The organism is Pigmentiphaga sp. (assembly GCF_033795525.1).
Taxonomy (GTDB): domain Bacteria; phylum Pseudomonadota; class Gammaproteobacteria; order Burkholderiales; family Burkholderiaceae_B; genus Pigmentiphaga.
Map to the genome: position 1 here is coordinate 389,009 of NZ_JARYGM010000002.1, position 16,977 is coordinate 405,985.

A 16,977-nucleotide genomic window follows, 5' to 3' on the forward strand; every position below is an offset into this window, starting at 1 on the left:
CGTGCGGAGCGCCAACTGGTGGCGTGCCGGCCATTTGACACACTAACGAAATTCCCGTTAGAATTTTGCTTCTTTGCTGCAAGACAGCAGGCGCGTAGCTCAGTTGGTTAGAGCACCACCTTGACATGGTGGGGGTCGTTGGTTCGAATCCAATCGCGCCTACCAGATTCCAGAGGCCCGGTACGAGTTTTCGTGCCGGGCCTTTTTGCATGCGGCGCCCGGCATGCGATGCCGGATACCCGATCATGGGCACCCGGCCAGAAGCCTTAAGCGGGCCGGGCGGCTACCGCTGCCCGCAAGGCTTCGTCCTGGTAGTGCAGGGCGGCGGGCCGGGACTTGCCCAGCATGACCTGGAAATAGACCGGTTCCAGGCTGGCGTTCAAGTAGCCATGCATGACGCCGGGCGGGCACGAGATACATTCCCAAGGACCCAGGCGCGTTTCGAAGCGGTTGCCGGCCGCATCCTCTAGGAACACGTCCAGGAAGCCTTGGAGCACGAAAAAGACTTCTTCCACTTCGTGCGTGTGGGCGGCATTGCCCTGGCCGGGCGGCACGAACATGACGCTGAGCGTGAAGCCCAACGGTGGGATGACGGTCGGGTCGCCATGCTTGCTGGAGCCGCCCGCGCCGATGAAGCGGTGCTGGGCTCGCCGGAACCCCTCCAGTTTGGCATCCTCGAAGGCTTCCCAGTCGGGCCGGCGGTCTCGAAAACGTGCCACATGGCGCCGTCCTATCTGTTCGATGGACTCGCCGGCGGATGCGGGAGCGGGGGCGGTAGGTTGCAATGTCATGTTTCCTCCTTCGTGTTGTCTGTGCGTATGGCGCCGCGGCTCAGCCGCTCAGCCGCTCAGCCACTGGCTTAACAATTGGTTGACGGCTGCGGGGTGTTCGAGGGTGGACAAGTGTCCACAGTCCGGGAGCACGCGCAGCCGGGCAGACGGGATGGCAGCGGCCAGCGCGTGCTGGCTGTCCAGCGGGGCGATGGCGTCCTGGTCGCCGGCGATGATCCAGGTCGGGCAGGCGATGCGACCCAGCATCCCGGCGATCGCCGGACGGGTCATGTTGGCTGCCTGCTGTCGTATGAACACGTCGGCGCCCATGGCAAGCGACATGTCCCTGACTGCGCTCACCAGGCTCGCGTCGGCCATGGCGGCAGGCCGAAGCAGGGCGCATAGCAGTTGTTCGATCACCGCCGGGAAGTCACGCCGCGCCAACTCGATCTGCGCGGCGCGGCGCCGGCGCCCGGCTTCGGTCTCGACAGCCTGGGCCCGCGTATTCAGCAGCGCCAGCCGCTGGACGCGGACAGGGGCGCGCAAGGTGGCCAGCGCGGCCATGTAGCCGCCCATGGACAGGCCCGCCAGCGAGAATCGTTCAAAGGGCGCCTCGGCCAGTATCCGGTCAACCGCCTCGGAAAGCGATCGCAGGCCGGAGATGTCGGGGATCCAGATGTGTGCCCGGTCGTGCAGCGCCGCCTGCTGCGGCTCCCAAAGCCTTTCATTGCAGAGCAGGCCTGGAATGAGCACCAGCGGAACGCGGTCGGATGTACCCATCATGCCGTGGCCGGACCCGTTCAGTACGCGGTGATGCCGGCCTGCTTGACGACGGGCCCCAGGCGTTGCAGGTCCTCGCGCAGGGCACGGCCCAGGGCCGCGGCCGGCAGCGCCACGCTTTCAAAGCCCATGCTGGCCATGCGGTCCCGCATTGCGGCGGACGCCAGGCTGCGGTTGATCTCGGCATTGAGCCGTTCGACGATGGCCGGATCGGTGCCGGCCGGGGCGAAGATGCCGTGCCAGCCGGCCGCCACTTCCATGCCCTCCACGCCGGCTTCCTTGAACGTGGGGACGTCGGGAAATATGGACAGGCGATTAGGACCGATCACGGCCAGGGCGCGCAGCTTGCCGGCGTTGATGTGGGGCATGGCGGTGCCGGAGTCGAACATGAAGTCGATCTGGCCAGCCAGAAGATCGTTCAACGCCGGCGCGATTCCCTTGTAGGGAACATGGGTGGCGCGGGTGCCGGTGCGCTTCGCCAGCAGTTCCGCCGCCACCTGGGGCAGCGAACCGTTGCCCGACGAGCCATAGTTCAGTTGTCCGGGGCGAGCTTTCATGGTGGACAGCAGTTCGTCGAGGCTGGCCGCTTTCACGGTGGGGCCGGCCACCAGCACCATGTTGAGTCCGGCAGTCATGGCGACGGGAGCGAAGTCTTTTTGCGGGTCGAACGGTACGCGGTCCAGAACGAACGGGTTGAGCGTAAAGGTACTGGAACTCAGCATCAGCAGCGTATGGCCATCGGGAGCCGCGTTCTTGACATGCATGGCAGCGATGTTGCCGTTGGCGCCCGGCCGGTTTTCCACCACCACCGGTTTGCCGAAGGCCTTGCCGAGGTCTGCCGCGATGGCCCGGGCAATGGCGTCCACCGAGCCGCCAGGGGCGGTGGTGACGACAATGCTTACCGGCTGCTGGGGAAACGACGGCGATTGGGCGCCAGCGAGGAAGGGGACGGACAGGGCGACTGCCCCGAGCATTCTGGATAGCATGGAGGCTCCTGGACAATGACGGGCGGGATGACGGCGAGTGGCCAGTGTAGGTTGCGCAGGCGGCGCGCTTTGCCTAAATTCACTTAACTTCCAGTTAAGGCCATCCTATGCCTCGGGTCCTGACCAGCCGCCACTTGCGGGTTTTCGCAGCCGTCATGAAAAGCCGCAGCCTGGCCGAAGCCGCGCTCAAGCTAGGGGTGTCGGAGGCGGCGGTCAGCAAGCTTCTGCGCCTGCTGGAGCAGGAAACCGGGGTGGCGCTGTTCGACCGCTCGGCAGGTCGGCTCCGGCCCACCGCAGCCGCCAGGCAATGGCTTCCGCACGCCCAGCGTGCCGCCCAGCAGCTGGATTTCGCGCTCGGCATGGCGTATGAGCTGGGAAGAGGCAAGCGCAGCCGGGTCACCATCGCTGCGCATGCGCCGCCGCTGATCGCCATCGTGCCGCAAGCCATCAAGCGGCTGCGCCAGGACTTTCCGGACGTGGAAGTGGATCTGCGGGTCGAGACGCCGCACGATACGCTCGAATTGGTCGCGCACCAGGAGGTAGACCTGGGCGTGACCAACCAGCCGCTGCCGCAGTCGGCCAGCAACCTGGATCTATGCGAGCGCCGCACCGTCTCGGAAGATTTGCTGGTGGCGGCGCTTCCCCCCGGCCACCGGCTTGCGGGGCGCTCGGTGGTCCGGCCGGACGACCTGCACGGGGAAACGCTGATCGCCTTGCCGGACGACTCTCCGACCACGATTCTCGTAGAGGCGACGCTCAATGAAGCCGGCGTGCCCGTACGCGCACCGGTGCTGGCGAGGAATTCGCTGGCGGCGTGCGCGCTGGTGCGGGAAGCGGTGGGTATCGCCCTGATCAATCCCTTGCTGCTGGCCAAGGGCATTTTCCCGGACATCGTCCTGCGTCCTTTCCGGCCGCGGATCGTGCTGTGGACCGAGGTGTATTACTCGGCGGTGCGGCCGCTCGCCCCGGAAGCGGCGGCGCTGGTGCGCCAGATCGAGAGTGCGGCGGCCGACCTCAAGCACCGCACGAGCGTAGACGGCAGGGTGCGGGTTCATCCGCGGTTGCCTGCAAATGGATGAACGTGTTCAAAACCCGTGGCATTTGCGCCACCTATCCGCTAGCATGGCGCAGGCAGCACGGCCGGACCGTTCGGCCGTCGCCAGCCAAGGCCACAGGATGGCCGCGATTCCAAGTTCAAGGAGAAGCCCGTGATCGAATTCACGCTCAATGGCAAGCAGGTGTCGGCCGACGTTGCCGGCGACAAGCCCCTGTTGTGGGTCCTGCGCGAAAATTTCCAGCTCACCGGCACGAAGTTCGGATGCGGCATGGCGCAGTGCGGGGCGTGTACCGTCCACTTGAACGGGCAGCCGACGCGCTCCTGTGTGCTGCCGGCCGAGGCGGTCAAAGGAGCCGCCGTCACGACCGTGGAAGGCCTGATGGAGACGGACGCCGGCAAAGCCCTGCGCAAGGCCTGGATCGCGCACCAAGTGCCGCAATGCGGCTATTGCCAGTCCGGCCAGTTGATGACGGCCGCCGGCATTTTGAAGGAAGCGGACGGTCCGTTGTCCCGCGAACAGGTGCTCGACGGCATGGCAGGCAACTTGTGCCGGTGCGGGACGTACAACCAGATCGCCGAAGCGGTGGTCAGTGTCCAGAAATCCGCGACCTAGGAGACCACGCATGGAAACGAACAAGCTTTCGCGGCGCGCTTTCATGGCAGGGACCGGAGCGGCGGCCGTAGGTGTCATGCTGGGCGGCTGGGGCCCGGTGCAGCGGGGCCTCAATGGCTTGCTGCCGGAGGCGGCCGCGGCCGTGCCCGCCACCGGGTTCAGTCCCGTGGCATGGGTCAGCCTCTTGCCGGACAACACCGCCGTCATTTATTCGCCCGCGGCGGAAATGGGGCAGGGCACCATGACCGCCATTCCCATGATCGTGGCCGAGGAAATGGAATTGGATTGGGACCGTGTCCGTGTCGAACAGGCGCCGGCCGATCCGAAGCGATTCGGCAACCCGGGGTTCGGCGGCGCGATGGTGACCGGTTCGTCGCGCACGGTCAAAGGTTATTACGAGATGCTGCGCCTGTCCGGCCTGCAGGCCAAGCTGGTGCTGGTGCAGGCGGCCGCGCAGAAATGGGGCGTGCCGGCCGCCGAGATCCGTGCCGAGCGCAGCACGCTGGTCCATGGACCCAGCGGACGGCGCATGACCTACGGCGAGCTCGCCGAAGGCGCGAAGGTGCCGGCCGAACTGCCCAAGGTCGACAAGAGCATGCTCAAGCCTATGTCGTCCTTCACCATCATCGGCAAGGACCTTCCGCGGGTCGAGGTGCCGGGCAAATCCGAGGGAACGGCGACTTTCGGCCTGGACGTACGGCTGCCGGGCATGTTGTGGGCATCGGTCCTCCATCCGCCGGTGCAAGACGAGAAGCCGCAGGAAGTCAAGGACGGCGCGGCTTTGGCCGTCCCGGGGGTCAAGAAGGTCTTGCGCCTGCCGTCTGCGGTCGCGGTGGTCGCCGACTCCTTCGCGACCGCCCGCAAGGCCCGGGATTTGCTCGAGGTGAAGTGGACCGAGCAGGCCAAGGCGCGGTCCTACGATAGCGAGGCCGCCCTGAAGGAGTTCGTTGCGCGGGCCGAGCGGCTGGAAGAGGCCGGGGCCGTCTGGCACAAGCACGGCGATGCGGCGCAAAAGCTGGCCGGCGCGGCGCGGGTTTTCCGTGCCACCTACACGACCGATCACGTTGCCCACGTCACCATGGAGCCGATGAATTGCACGGCTCGCGCCGAGGGCGATTCGATCGAGATCTGGGTGCCGTCGCAAACGCCGTCCGGAGTGATAGGCACCGTGGCAGCGGGGGCGGGATACAAGCCCGAGAACATCAAGGTCCACATCACGCTGCTGGGAGGTGGGTACGGCCGGCGCGCCGAGGCCGACTACAGTCTCGACGCCGCGCTTATCGCCAAGGCCATGCCCGGGGTGCCGATCCAGGTCATCTGGACACGCGAGGACGATTTCCAGCGCGCGAGGCCTCGGCCCATGACGGCGCAGCACCTGGTGGCCGGACTCGATGAGCAAGGCCGTATCGTCGGCTGGCGCCACCGCTTGGTTTCCGAAGGCATCTACGCCAGGATTTCGCCCGAGGCCTACCGCAAGTCCGGCGGCCGGGATGCGCCCGTCATGGAGGGCGCCGACGGCGTCTACCGGATACCCGATCAGCTGGTGGAGCACGGCCTGGAACAGCGGGGCGTGGACGTAAGCTTCTGGCGCGCGGTAGGGGCCGGCTATACCAAGTTCTCCATCGAGACCCTCATTGACGAGATCGCGGCCGCGACGGGCAAGGATCCGCTGCAGTATCGGCTCGACCTGACCGCCGATGCGCCCCGCGCCCAAGCCGTGCTGCGCGAGGCAGCGGCCATGGCCGGTTGGGAAGGCCAGCGTGAGCCGGGACATGCGTACGGCCTGGCCTTCTCGGATGCCTGGAACACGTTCATCGCCATGGTGGTCGACGTATCCATGCGCGAGGGCCGTCCGGTGGTTCACCGGGTCTGGGCCGCCGTCGATTGCGGCCATGCCATCAGTCCGGCCAACATCAAAGTCCAGGTCGAGGGGGCGGCGCTGTTCGGCCTGTCGGCCGCGCTGGGCGAGCGGCTGGTGTACAAGGCCGGCCAGGTACAGCAGCACAACCTGGATACCTATCCGTTGTTGCGCGCGAACCAGGCGCCCGTCGTGCAGGTCAAGGTGCTGCCCACCGACAACCCGCCCGGCGGCATGGGCGAAGTCGGCCTGCCTCCGGTGGCGCCGGCCGTAGCCAATGCGGTGGCCCGCCTCACGGGCAAGCGGATCCGCACGCTGCCGTTCCCGCAAACGGTATAGCGGGGCGGAATCACCGGGCCGGGCGGCGTCCTCGCGGCATGCGGGCCGCCGCCCGGGCAGTGCCCCGGTCGATTATGGTTCCATGGCCTTCTTTTTCCACAGTTCCCAAGGCCGGAACATGACTCCCGCCATCATGGTGTCGGCCATTTCCGCTTCAGCCTCGTCCAGGTAGGTCACCTCGCCTCCCAGGCCTATGGCCTTCTGCTGCAGCGCGGCGTTGGTTTCCGTGTACATCGCGCGGTAGACCGCGATCCGGATGTCGCTTCCGACGGTCACGAAGCCGTGCCCACGCATCAGCGAGACGTTCTGCTGCCCCAATGTCCTGGCCAGCTCGACGCCGTGCTCGCGGCAACGTACCAGCAGGTCCGTCGCCCCGAAGCAGCACCGGATGTCGAACACCGGTGCGCCACCCGACAGGAAACCCGCCATGTGATAGATGGGCCGCAGCCGGACCGATGAACTGGCGAACGGGATCACGGATGGCGAATGGCTATGGACCACGGCCTGCACGTCGGGCCGGGCACGATAGATCTCGCCGTGGATGTAGCGTTCGAGGTAGGGCGTGCGGGTATCGCCGCCGACGGGATTGGAGTCGGCGTCGAACTCCATGATGTCCGCCGCGGTGACCAGTTCGGGAGCCAGCGAGCGGGACAGCAGAAAGTGCTCCGGCCGATCGGGGTGGCGGACGCTGACGTGGCCGAAACCGTCGAGGACGTTGTACTTCGCCAGCACCCGATTGGCGACGACCAGGTCGTCGATCAACGTGTCCAGCACATGGGCGCCGGATGAGGTCGTAGTAGACATGCTTTGTTCCTGAAAGAGGGAAGGGAAGGCGGGTAGCGGGGGCCGGCCTTACTCGAGCTTGATGCCTGCCTGCTTGGCCAGCTGCGCGTACATGCCGAGGTCTTTCTGTACCTGCTGAGCCATGCCGTCGGCACCCAGCGCATCCACTTCGTAGTAGCGCGCCTGGAAGTCCTGCCTCAGCTTCGGATCCTCCAGGGTCGCGAGCACCGCCTGTTCGATGCGCTGGCGCACTTGAGGGGGCGTGGCGGCCGGCGCGAACAGGCCAAACCAGACGGTGATGTCGATATCCTTGAACTCGGGCGTTTCGGCCATTGCCGGCACGTCCGGCATGAACGAGAGGCGCTTGGACGAGGCGACGGCCAGCATGCGCAACTTCCCTGTCTTGGCGTGCGGCGCCATATTGGGAACGGTGCTGAACAGGATGGGTACCTGGTTGCCCAGCGCGTCGCTGATGGCGGGGGCGCAGCCGTTATAGGGCACGTGCACCATGTCGACCTTGGCGGACTGGTTGAAGGCCTCGCCGGCAAAGTGCTGGGGCGAGCCATTGCCGCAGGACGAATAGTTGGTCTTGCCCGAGTGGGTACGCGTATAGGCGACGAGTTCGGCGATGCTCTTGGCAGGCAAGCCGCTGTTCACGCCCACCGCCACCGGCGAGGACACCAGCAATGCGAGCGGTTGCAGGTCTTTCTTGACGTCGTAGCCCTGAGTGAAATTCAAGGCGGCGTTGATGGTCATGGTGCTGTTGGTCAGCAGCAAGGTGTAGCCGTCGGCCGGGGCGCGCGAAACGTAGTTCGCGCCGATGTTGCCGGATGCGCCGGCGCGGTTGTCGACGATCACCGTCTGCCCGTTCAAGTGCCGGCCGATGTTGGTGGCGAGCATGCGGGCGACGGTGTCGGCGCCGCCCCCGGCTTGGAAGGGCACGACGATGGTGACGGGTCGGGAAGGGTAGGCGCCGGCCTGCGCCATGGCGGGCGGCGCGAGCGTGGCAGCCCCGGTCAGGGCGAGCGCGGCCATGGCGCGGCGTATGCCGGCTGTGTGCTGAGTCATGTGCTTGTCTCCATGTATCGAAGCGGCCGGACGCTTCCGGTTCCGCTTGTATGTGGGTAAAAGTTTATGGATCGATTTACATCGAATCAATCTCGATCGCATAATCGATGTATTGCCATTTTTCCCATGCCGGGGCTCGGGCCTCTCTATGAATGCTCGCTCTGCCGTGGTCGACGCCTGGTCAGCCGGCGGCTTCATCGATTCCCGGGAGGCCTGTCGCATCCTGCAGGTCAAGGCCGCCACCCTTTACACCTATGTCAGCCGCGGGCTGTTGCATCCGGTGGCTCAGCCAGGGCGCAAGACTCGGCTCTACCTCAGGGATGAGGTCGAGGGGCTGCGCACCCGCAGCCAGGCGCGGCTCGGGCACGGCGCCGTCGCGGCGACGGCGCTGAGGTGGGGGCAGCCGGTAATCGATACCGGCATTACGGAAATCACGCCGGCAGGCCCGCGCTACCGTGGCCACCTGGCCAGCGAACTGGTCGATTACCCAGGCATTTTCGAGAACGTCGCCGAACTGCTGTGGACCGGGGTGCTGCCGCATGGGGCGAGTGTCTGGCACGCAGGGGTCACGCCGGCGCGCCTGAGGCTGGCCTTGCGCGGCATGGCCCCTGAGCCGGGTGCATCGCCTCGCATGATCCGGACGTTCCAAGCTGCCGCGCTGGCGCTGGGCGGGGGGTCGGTGGACGAGGAGGTCCGCAGCGGCACCCAGATCCCGGACGCCCGCCAGCTCGTGCTGGCCTTTGCCGGTTGCTGCGGTTTCCTGTCGCCGCAGCGCAAGTATCGACCGCCCGCCGGCGCCAAACCTGTGGCCCATCACATCGCCGAGGCCTTGGGACAGGAGGTCTCCGCGGAGTTGTTGCAAGCCCTCGATGCGATGCTGATCCTGAGCGCCGACCACGAACTCTCGCCGCCCACTTTCAGTGCGCGGATTGCCGCTTCGGTCGGCGCCGAACTGCATGCTTGCGTGGGCGCGGCGCTGGCGGCGCTATCGGGCACCGGGCTGGCGGGCGGATGCGACCGCATCGACGATACGCTTGCCGGCATTCGTTCCTCCGCCCAGCTCGACGCATGGGTGTCCCGCGTGGTGAGCGACCGTGCACGGTCCCTGCCGTTCGGCATCGAATCCTATCCCCAGGGGGACCCGCGTGCGGCCCAATTGATACGGATGGCTCGCGAGCGTCCACGGCAGACGCGGCGTTCGGAGTTGCTGCTGCGTTTTCTCGACGAAATCCAGGCGCGGGTGGGCATGCCCCCCCGGATAGAGTTCGGCTTGGTCGCCGTTTGCGCTGCGTGGGACCTGCCGCCGGGCAGCGCAAGCGCGGTCTGGGGCATGGGGCGTACGGCCGGTTGGATCGCACACGCGCTGGAGCAGCGCTTGAACGGGTTCTTCCTGCGGCCGCGCGGCTTGTTCCAAGCTGGGCCGCAGGGGGGCGCTGTGCTAAAATCCTAAGCAACGTTGGTACACCAACCGTACATATTTACGCAGGACACATTTTGCGCAGGACACGGGGCAAGGGCAGCATGAGCGTTTTTTCCATGCTCGAACGAACTACCTCGGGAAACATCGCCGGTCAGCCGCGTTGACTTTCCCGGGGCGTGTATCGTCCCCTCCCGCCGGGCATGGCGCCCGGTCCTGCAGAAGTAAACGACGCGGCGCAAAGCCGCTTTTTTTTTGACGCAATATTCGAGGTCGCTTCAATGATCAAGGTAACGCTGCCCGATGGTTCCCAGCGTGAATTCCCGGGCCCCGTCACGGTGGCCGATGTCGCCGCGTCGATAGGCGCCGGGCTGGCCAAGGCCGCCCTGGCCGGCCGCGTCACTTATGAAGGCAGCGAACCCACCCTGGTCGACACCAGCTACGCCATAGAGCGCGATGCCCAACTGTCCATCGTCACCGGCAAAGATCCGGAAGGCCTGGACCTGATCCGCCATTCGACGGCCCACCTGCTGGCCTATGCCGTCAAGTCGCTGTATCCGGAAGCGCAGGTCACCATCGGCCCGGTCATCGAGAACGGCTTCTACTACGATTTCTCGTATTCGCGTCCCTTCACGCCCGAAGACCTGGCCGCCATCGAGAACAAGATGATGGAGCTGTCCAAGAAGGACGAAATCGTCACCCGCGAAGAGTGGAAGCGCGACGACGCCGTGGATTTCTTCAACTCGATAGGCGAGAAGTACAAGGCCGAGATCATCGCCTCGATTCCCGCCGACCAGAAGATCACGCTGTACCGCGAGGGCGATTTCGTCGACCTGTGCCGCGGCCCGCACGTGCCTTCCACGGGCAAGCTCAAGGTATTCAAGCTGATGAAGGTGGCCGGCGCCTACTGGCGCGGCGACAGCAAGAACGAAATGCTCCAGCGCATCTATGGCACCGCGTGGGCAAAGAAGGAAGACCAGGACGCCTACCTGAAGATGCTGGAAGAGGCCGAAAAGCGCGATCACCGCCGGCTGGGGCGCGACCTCGACCTGTTCCACTTCCAGGACGAGGCGCCGGGCCTGGTGTTCTGGCATCCCAAGGGCTGGACCATCTGGCAGCAGGTGGAGCAGTACGTGCGGAGCGTCTACCGCGACAGCGGCTACCAGGAGGTCAAGGCGCCGCAGATCCTCGACCGCTCGCTCTGGGAAAAAACGGGCCACTGGGACAATTACCGTGACAACATGTTCACGACGGAGTCGGAAAACCGCTACTACGCGCTCAAGCCCATGAATTGCCCGGGCCACGTCCAGATCTTCAAGGCCAACCTGCATTCGTACCGCGACCTGCCGCTGCGTTACGGCGAATTCGGGCAGTGCCATCGCAACGAGCCCTCCGGCTCGCTGCACGGCATGATGCGGGTGCGCGGCTTTACGCAGGATGACGGCCACATTTTTTGTACCGAAGACCAGATCCTGGACGAGTGCGTGGCCTTTACGTCACAACTGCAGCGCGTCTATCGGGATTTCGGCTTTACCGAGATCCTCTACAAGATCGCCACGCGGCCCGAAAGCCGGATCGGCTCGGACGAGGTCTGGGACAAGGCCGAACATGCGTTGATCGAAAGCCTGCGCCGTTCCGGCTGCGAATTCGAGATCAGCCCGGGGGACGGGGCGTTCTACGGCCCCAAGATCGAATACACGCTCAAGGACGCAATCGGCCGCCATTGGCAGTGCGGGACGATCCAGGTCGACTTTTCTATGCCCGGCCGCCTGGGGGCTGAATACGTGGACCAGAACGACCAGCGGGTGACACCGGTCATGCTGCACCGGGCCATTCTGGGCTCCATGGAGCGGTTCATCGGGATGCTGATCGAGCATTTCGGCGGCGCGATGCCGCCGTGGCTGGCGCCGGTGCAGGCCGTCGTGTGCAATATATCGGAGGCAACCGCGGAATATGCCGAAAGTGTCGCGCAAACCCTGAAAAAACAAGGATTTAGAGTCGATGCGGATTTGCGCGGTGAAAAGATCACCTATAAAATCCGTGAGCACAGCTTGCAAAAAGTTCCCTATATCCTCGTCGTAGGTGAGAAAGAACGGCAAGCTGCATCGGTGGCCGTACGCGCCCGCGGCGGCGTCGATCTGGGGGTACTCCCGCTCGATGCATACTCGTCGCGGCTCGCCGCTGACGTGGCCGAACGCCGCAATCCGGAAGCTGCTGCCAATTCATAGACGCATGGCCGGCCTCTCCGGTCCCGGGCACGGTCCGTGCTGGCGGCGGGGCAGCCCGCCGTGCGCGGCCGTTTAATTAATATTCAGGAGTTTCAGACATCGCTACAGACAAGCCGAATCGCATCAATGGTGAAATTTCCGCGCCTGAGGTGCGCCTGATTGGGGTCGACGGCGAACAGCTTGGCATCGTCAAGCTGGCCGAAGCAGTTAGGCTTTCCGAACAGAATGATGTTGACCTGGTAGAAATTGCCCCCAACGCGCAGCCTCCGGTCTGCCGCCTGATGGATTACGGCAAGTTCAAGTACCAGGAACAAAAGCGGCAGCACGAAGCCAAGCTCAAGCAGAAAATCATCCAGGTCAAGGAAGTCAAGTTCCGGCCGGGTACTGACGAGGGCGATTACCAGGTCAAGCTGCGCAACCTGCGCCGGTTCCTGGAAGAGGGCGACAAGGCCAAGGTGACGTTGCGCTTCCGGGGCCGCGAAATGGCTCACCAGGAGCTCGGCATGCGAGTGCTGGAACGTGTGCGCGACGACTTGGTCGAGATCAGCGCCGTCGAGGCCATGCCCAAGCTCGAAGGCCGGCAGATGGTCATGGTACTGGCCCCCAAGAAGAAGGCTCCTCCGCCGGGCAAGGGCGCAGGCGAATAACGCGGTATAATCGTTGGTTTTCCAAGGCCGCGGGCCATGACGGCGCGCGGCCTTGGGTGAATCCTGGCGCAAAAATTCCTGGCGCCGGGTAACCCGTTCCAGAGGGCGCTTGCAAATCCACCGTAGTCCGGTGGTGCGTTTCAGAATGGGCGGGGCAGGTAAAACAAGTGAATGCGGGTCTGCAAGTCCGGCAAGTGCCGCCGGCACCCGTGAGCATGTAAACGTAACAGGAAGCAGTCATGCCTAAGATGAAGACCAAGAAAAGCGCCGCCAAGCGCTTTAAGGTCCGCGGTAGCGGTTCCATCAAGCGGGGCCAGGCGTTCAAGCGCCACATCCTCACGAAGAAAACCACCAAGAACAAGCGTCAGTTGCGCGGTTCCACCGCGGTCCACGAGGCCGATGTGAAATCCGTGCGGGCAATGATGCCGTTTGCCTGAACCCAACCGCTGATATTGGAGTTTTCGAATGCCTAGAGTCAAACGTGGGGTTACCGCCCGGGCCCGTCACAAGAAAGTCATTAGCGCCGCCAAGGGCTACCGTGGCCGCCGCGGCAATGTTTTCCGCGTCGCCAAGCAGGCGGTCATGCGTGCCGGCCAATACGCCTATCGCGATCGCCGTGCCAAGAAGCGTACTTTCCGCGCGCTGTGGATCACGCGTATCAATGCCGCCGTACGCGAGCATGGCGTTTCGTACAGCGTGTTCCTCGCCGGCCTGAAGAAGGCAGCGATCGATCTCGACCGCAAGGTGCTGGCCGACCTGGCTGTGCGCGATAAGGCAGGTTTTGCCGCGATCGTGCAGCAAGTCAAGAACGCCCTGGCCGCCTGAACTCGCGGTGCCGCGCGTGGAACGCGCATGCCGGCATGCCGGCTGCGTTCCTGCGCTGGCGTACGCCATGAGTGCAACACCCGAACGGGGCTTCTTTCGAAGCCCCGTTCGTGTTTGTGGCGCCGTCTTTTTCCTTACACCGATACGAATCCGCCATGTCCCAGAATCTGGACGACCTGATACGCCAAGCCGGGGAGGCCTTTGCGGCCGCGGCCGACCCCAATGCGCTGGAGAATGAAAAAGCCCGGTTCCTGGGTAAGCAGGGCGCGCTGACCGCGCTGCTCAAGGGCCTTGCCAGCCTGACGCCGGAGCAGAAGCGTAGCGAGGGCGCGCGCATCAACGAGGCCAAGGGCCAGATCGAGTCGCTGCTCAACGAACGGCGCCAGGCGCTGGCAGACGCCAAGCTGGCGGCGCGGCTGGCCGAGGAAACCATAGACGTGACGCTGCCCGGACGCGGGCGGGGCAAGGGAGGCATCCACCCCGTCATCCGCACCTGGGAACGCATCGAGCAGATCTTCCGGTCCATCGGTTTCGACGTCGCCGATGGCCCCGAGATCGAGAACGACTGGACCAATTTCACGGCGTTGAACAATCCCGAGAACCATCCGGCCCGCTCCATGCAGGATACGTTCTACGTGGACATGAAGGACGATCAAGGTTTGCCGCTGCTATTGCGCACGCATACCAGCCCGATGCAGGTGCGCTATGCGCGCAGCCACCAACCGCCCATCAAGGTCATCGCGCCGGGCCGGACGTATCGGGTGGACAGCGATGCCACGCATTCGCCTATGTTCCACCAGGTCGAGGGGCTCTGGATAGACGAGAACATCTCGTTTGCCGACCTCAAGGGCGTCTATACCGATTTCCTGCGGGCCTTTTTCGAAACCGACGATCTGGTACTGCGCTTCCGGCCGTCGTTCTTCCCGTTCACCGAGCCGTCCGCCGAAATCGACATGATGTTCACCTCCGGACCCAACAAGGGCCGCTGGCTGGAAATCTCGGGCTCCGGCCAGGTGCACCCCACGGTCGTACGCAACTTCGGGCTCGACCCCGAGCGCTACATCGGCTTTGCCTTCGGTTCGGGCCTCGAGCGCCTGACCATGCTGCGCTACGGCGTCAACGACCTGCGCCTGTTCTTCGAAGGCGACCTGCGCTTCCTGAAGCAATTCAATTGATGGGCTAGTCATGCAATTTCCTGAATCCTGGTTGCGGTCGTTGACCAATCCCGCCATCTCGACCGAAGAACTGGCGCATCAGCTGACCATGGCTGGCCTAGAGGTCGAGGAAACGGCGCCGGTGGCGCCTGCCTTCAGCGGCGTCGTCGTAGCGCAGGTGTTATCCGTCGAACCCCATCCGAACGCGGACAAGCTGCGCGTGTGCCGGGTCGATGCGGGGCAGGGAGAGCCGCTGCAAATCGTATGCGGTGCGCCCAATGTCGCGGCTGGCATGAAGGTGCCGCTGGCCACCGTGGGCGCGCGGCTGCCGGGGGACATCAAGATCGGCGTGGCCAAGATGCGCGGTGTCGAGTCCGCCGGCATGCTGTGTTCGGCGCGGGAGCTGGGACTGTCGCAGGACCATGCCGGCCTGCTCGACCTGGGCCCGGACGCCACGGTCGGTATGACCGCGCGCGACTGGCTGCAGCTGGACGATACCGTCTTCACTCTGAAGTTGACGCCGAACAAGGCCGATTGCTTGTCGGTCCTGGGGGTCGCCCGAGAAGTATCGGCCCTGACCGGCGCGCCGCTGACCCGGCCCAGCTTGGAGCCGGTGCCGGTTTCCATCGACGATCGCGTGCCGGTCACCTTACATGCGCCTGATCTCTGCGGGCGCTACGTGGGCCGGGTGATACGCGGCGTGAATGCGGCCGCCCCGACACCCGACTGGATCCGGCGCCGGCTCGAGCGCGCAGGCCAGCGCCCGATTTCCGCGCTGGTCGACATCTCCAACTACGTCATGCTGGAACTGGGCCGGCCCAGCCATGTGTTCGACCTGGCGAAGGTGCAGGGTGGCTTGCACGTCAGATGGGGCGAGCCCGGCGAGAAAATCCTGTTGCTGAACGGCCAGACCGTGGACGTCGACGGCGAGGTCGGGGTCATCGCGGATGATCATGGCCCGGAGTGCCTGGCCGGAATCATGGGCGGAGAGTCCACCTCCGTGTCCACCGAAACCCGGGACGTCTACGTCGAGGCGGCCTTCTGGTGGCCCGGGAGCATCGCCGGTCGTGCACGCCGCTACAACTTCAGCACGGACGCCAGCTACCGTTTCGAGCGCGGCGTCGATTACGCCAACATTCCCGCCGATCTCGAATACCTTACGAGCTTGATCGTCCAGGTATGCGGCGGGCAGGCCGGCCCGGTGGACGACCAGGTCGTGCAACTGCCCGAGCGCGCGCCGGTGCGCATGCGCGTGGCGCGTTGCCACAAGGTGCTCGGCGTGCAAGTGCCTGAAAACGAGATCGCTGACATCTTCACTCGCCTGGGGCTGCCTCATACGCGGGAGCCGGGCGTATTCGTGGTGACGCCGCCGTCGTTTCGCTTCGACCTCGAAATCGAAGAGGACCTGATCGAGGAAGTCGCGCGTATCCATGGCTTCGAGCGCTTGCCCGACGTGCCGCCCATGGCGCGTGCGGTCGTGCGCACCACGCCCGAAGAGCGTCGGCCTTTCCACGTGCTGCGTCACCTGATGGCCGATCTCGACTACCAGGAGGTCATCAACTTCAGCTTTGTCGAAGCCGACTGGGAGCGCGATTACGCCGGTAACGACGATCCCATCCGTCTGCTCAATCCCATAGCAAGCCAGCTTTCGGTCATGCGCAGTACCCTGATCGGCGGCCTGGTGGCCAATACGCAGTACAACGTCAACCGCAAGACCACGCGGGTGCGCGTGTTCGAGCTGGGCAGGGTGTTCCGCCGCGATCCGTCCGTCAAGGACGGCCCTTTGACCGTGGGTGGGGTGAGCCAACCCATGCGGCTGGCGGCGCTGGCCTACGGCCCCGCGGTGGAAGAGCAATGGGGGACGCCAACCCGCCAGGTCGATTTTTATGACGTGAAGGCCGACCTGGAAGCGCTGCTGGCAGGGACGTCGCAGCAAGCGCCGCGCTTCGTGCCCGAGCAACATCCGGCGCTTCATCCCGGCCGCAGCGCCCGCATCGTGATCGATGGCGAGCCGGTCGGCTGGATAGGGGAGCTGCATCCGCGTTGGGTGCAACGCGCCGAGTTGCCGCATGCGCCGGTGGTGTTCGAGCTCGACGCAGGGCGCGCCGCGGTGCGTCCGCTGCCCCTGTTGCGCGAAATCTCGCGCCAGCCGGTGGTCGTCCGCGACCTGGCCTTGCTGGTTCCTGAGGCGGCGTTGGCTCAGCAACTGCTTGATACGATCAACCACCTGGTGGCTGACGAGCCCGAGCTGGCGGTCGTCAAAGATGTACGCATTTTCGACGTTTGGCGGGATAAGTCCTTGTTAGAAAAGGAAAAAAGCCTTGCCTTCCGGTTCTGGCTACAGGATACTTCGGTAACCCTGGACGACGCCCGAGTCGAGTCATGCCTGTCTCGCATCCGTGTCGAGCTGGAAGCCCGGCACGGCGCCAGGCTGAGGGTCTAACACCGAGTT

The 16,977-nt window shown here is 65.0% G+C and carries 15 protein-coding genes and 1 tRNA gene; 11 read left to right on the forward strand and 5 right to left on the reverse strand.

From position 1 onward, the window contains the following. Positions 1 to 88: 88 nt before the first annotated feature. Positions 89 to 165 (forward strand) — tRNA-Val (locus QHC78_RS06570). A 101-nt stretch (positions 166 to 266) separates the two neighbouring features. Here the strand turns inward: QHC78_RS06570 and QHC78_RS06575 are convergent. The 3 genes from QHC78_RS06575 to QHC78_RS06585 are packed head-to-tail and all read right to left on the reverse strand — an operon-like array spanning position 267 to position 2,536. Beyond that, a complete protein-coding gene (locus QHC78_RS06575) occupies positions 267 to 791 on the reverse strand; it encodes a cupin domain-containing protein (RefSeq protein WP_319743084.1) in 525 nt (174 codons plus the stop codon). A gap of 48 nt (positions 792 to 839) precedes the next feature. After that, complete coding sequence (locus tag QHC78_RS06580; RefSeq protein ID WP_319743085.1) at positions 840 to 1,553, reverse strand: alpha/beta fold hydrolase; 714 nt, start codon at positions 1,551 to 1,553, stop codon at positions 840 to 842. 17 nt (positions 1,554 to 1,570) lie between these two features. Further along, the gene (locus QHC78_RS06585) at positions 1,571 to 2,536 is read right to left on the reverse strand and encodes a Bug family tripartite tricarboxylate transporter substrate binding protein (protein ID WP_319743086.1); all 966 of its coding nucleotides are present in this window, start codon (positions 2,534 to 2,536) and stop codon (positions 1,571 to 1,573) included. Positions 2,537 to 2,643: 107 nt separating this feature from the next. Here QHC78_RS06585 and QHC78_RS06590 point away from each other — a divergent pair, with 107 nt between their 5' ends. The 3 genes from QHC78_RS06590 (at position 2,644) to QHC78_RS06600 (ending at position 6,403) form a co-directional block, all read left to right on the forward strand. Beyond that, a complete protein-coding gene (locus QHC78_RS06590) occupies positions 2,644 to 3,615 on the forward strand; it encodes a LysR family transcriptional regulator (RefSeq protein ID WP_319743087.1) in 972 nt (323 codons plus the stop codon). Between the two features lie 129 nt (positions 3,616 to 3,744). After that, positions 3,745 to 4,206, forward strand: coding sequence for a (2Fe-2S)-binding protein (locus QHC78_RS06595; RefSeq protein WP_319743088.1), 462 nt, complete (start codon positions 3,745 to 3,747; stop codon positions 4,204 to 4,206). A gap of 10 nt (positions 4,207 to 4,216) precedes the next feature. Then, positions 4,217 to 6,403 carry a xanthine dehydrogenase family protein molybdopterin-binding subunit gene (locus tag QHC78_RS06600; RefSeq protein WP_319743089.1) on the forward strand — a complete coding sequence of 729 codons (2,187 nt, stop codon included), beginning with the start codon at positions 4,217 to 4,219 and terminating at the stop codon, positions 6,401 to 6,403. A gap of 72 nt (positions 6,404 to 6,475) precedes the next feature. Here the strand turns inward: QHC78_RS06600 and QHC78_RS06605 are convergent, their stop codons facing one another. After that, entirely contained in the window at positions 6,476 to 7,207 is a 732-nt protein-coding gene (locus QHC78_RS06605; RefSeq protein WP_319743090.1) for a class II aldolase/adducin family protein, read from the reverse strand. A 48-nt stretch (positions 7,208 to 7,255) separates the two neighbouring features. Beyond that, positions 7,256 to 8,254 carry a tripartite tricarboxylate transporter substrate binding protein gene (locus tag QHC78_RS06610; RefSeq protein ID WP_319743091.1) on the reverse strand — a complete coding sequence of 333 codons (999 nt, stop codon included), beginning with the start codon at positions 8,252 to 8,254 and terminating at the stop codon, positions 7,256 to 7,258. 148 nt (positions 8,255 to 8,402) lie between these two features. Between QHC78_RS06610 and QHC78_RS06615 the strand changes: the two genes are divergently transcribed. From QHC78_RS06615 to pheT, 7 genes are all read left to right on the forward strand, one after another. Then, a complete protein-coding gene (locus QHC78_RS06615) occupies positions 8,403 to 9,704 on the forward strand; it encodes a citrate synthase (RefSeq protein WP_319743092.1) in 1,302 nt (433 codons plus the stop codon). Between the two features lie 248 nt (positions 9,705 to 9,952). After that, a complete protein-coding gene (gene thrS, locus QHC78_RS06620; protein ID WP_319743093.1) occupies positions 9,953 to 11,899 on the forward strand; it encodes a threonine--tRNA ligase in 1,947 nt (648 codons plus the stop codon). A 98-nt stretch (positions 11,900 to 11,997) separates the two neighbouring features. Beyond that, complete coding sequence (gene infC, locus QHC78_RS06625; protein WP_319743469.1) at positions 11,998 to 12,546, forward strand: translation initiation factor IF-3; 549 nt, start codon at positions 11,998 to 12,000, stop codon at positions 12,544 to 12,546. Between the two features lie 239 nt (positions 12,547 to 12,785). Continuing rightward, positions 12,786 to 12,983: a 50S ribosomal protein L35 gene (gene rpmI / locus QHC78_RS06630; RefSeq protein WP_087840245.1), complete on the forward strand. Its 198-nt coding sequence runs from the start codon at positions 12,786 to 12,788 to the stop codon at positions 12,981 to 12,983. Between the two features lie 28 nt (positions 12,984 to 13,011). Then, complete coding sequence (gene rplT, locus QHC78_RS06635; protein WP_319743094.1) at positions 13,012 to 13,371, forward strand: 50S ribosomal protein L20; 360 nt, start codon at positions 13,012 to 13,014, stop codon at positions 13,369 to 13,371. A 155-nt stretch (positions 13,372 to 13,526) separates the two neighbouring features. Continuing rightward, a complete protein-coding gene (gene pheS, locus QHC78_RS06640) occupies positions 13,527 to 14,546 on the forward strand; it encodes a phenylalanine--tRNA ligase subunit alpha (RefSeq protein WP_319743095.1) in 1,020 nt (339 codons plus the stop codon). A gap of 10 nt (positions 14,547 to 14,556) precedes the next feature. Beyond that, positions 14,557 to 16,968: a phenylalanine--tRNA ligase subunit beta gene (gene pheT / locus QHC78_RS06645; RefSeq protein ID WP_319743096.1), complete on the forward strand. Its 2,412-nt coding sequence runs from the start codon at positions 14,557 to 14,559 to the stop codon at positions 16,966 to 16,968. The last annotated feature ends 9 nt before the right edge of the window (positions 16,969 to 16,977 follow it).

What these genes read in the sequence shown, in the direction of transcription:
- QHC78_RS06575 (WP_319743084.1), bottom strand. Translation starts at nt 791, where the DNA reads ATGACATTGCAACCTACCGCCCCCGCTCCCGCATCCGCCGGCGAGTCC.
- QHC78_RS06580 (WP_319743085.1), bottom strand. Translation starts at nt 1,553, where the DNA reads ATGATGGGTACATCCGACCGCGTTCCGCTGGTGCTCATTCCAGGCCTG.
- QHC78_RS06585 (WP_319743086.1), bottom strand. Translation starts at nt 2,536, where the DNA reads ATGCTATCCAGAATGCTCGGGGCAGTCGCCCTGTCCGTCCCCTTCCTC.
- QHC78_RS06590 (WP_319743087.1), top strand. Translation starts at nt 2,644, where the DNA reads ATGCCTCGGGTCCTGACCAGCCGCCACTTGCGGGTTTTCGCAGCCGTC.
- QHC78_RS06600 (WP_319743089.1), top strand. Translation starts at nt 4,217, where the DNA reads ATGGAAACGAACAAGCTTTCGCGGCGCGCTTTCATGGCAGGGACCGGA.
- QHC78_RS06605 (WP_319743090.1), bottom strand. Translation starts at nt 7,207, where the DNA reads ATGTCTACTACGACCTCATCCGGCGCCCATGTGCTGGACACGTTGATC.
- QHC78_RS06610 (WP_319743091.1), bottom strand. Translation starts at nt 8,254, where the DNA reads ATGACTCAGCACACAGCCGGCATACGCCGCGCCATGGCCGCGCTCGCC.
- QHC78_RS06615 (WP_319743092.1), top strand. Translation starts at nt 8,403, where the DNA reads ATGAATGCTCGCTCTGCCGTGGTCGACGCCTGGTCAGCCGGCGGCTTC.
- thrS (WP_319743093.1), top strand. Translation starts at nt 9,953, where the DNA reads ATGATCAAGGTAACGCTGCCCGATGGTTCCCAGCGTGAATTCCCGGGC.
- rpmI (WP_087840245.1), top strand. Translation starts at nt 12,786, where the DNA reads ATGCCTAAGATGAAGACCAAGAAAAGCGCCGCCAAGCGCTTTAAGGTC.
- rplT (WP_319743094.1), top strand. Translation starts at nt 13,012, where the DNA reads ATGCCTAGAGTCAAACGTGGGGTTACCGCCCGGGCCCGTCACAAGAAA.
- pheS (WP_319743095.1), top strand. Translation starts at nt 13,527, where the DNA reads ATGTCCCAGAATCTGGACGACCTGATACGCCAAGCCGGGGAGGCCTTT.
- pheT (WP_319743096.1), top strand. Translation starts at nt 14,557, where the DNA reads ATGCAATTTCCTGAATCCTGGTTGCGGTCGTTGACCAATCCCGCCATC.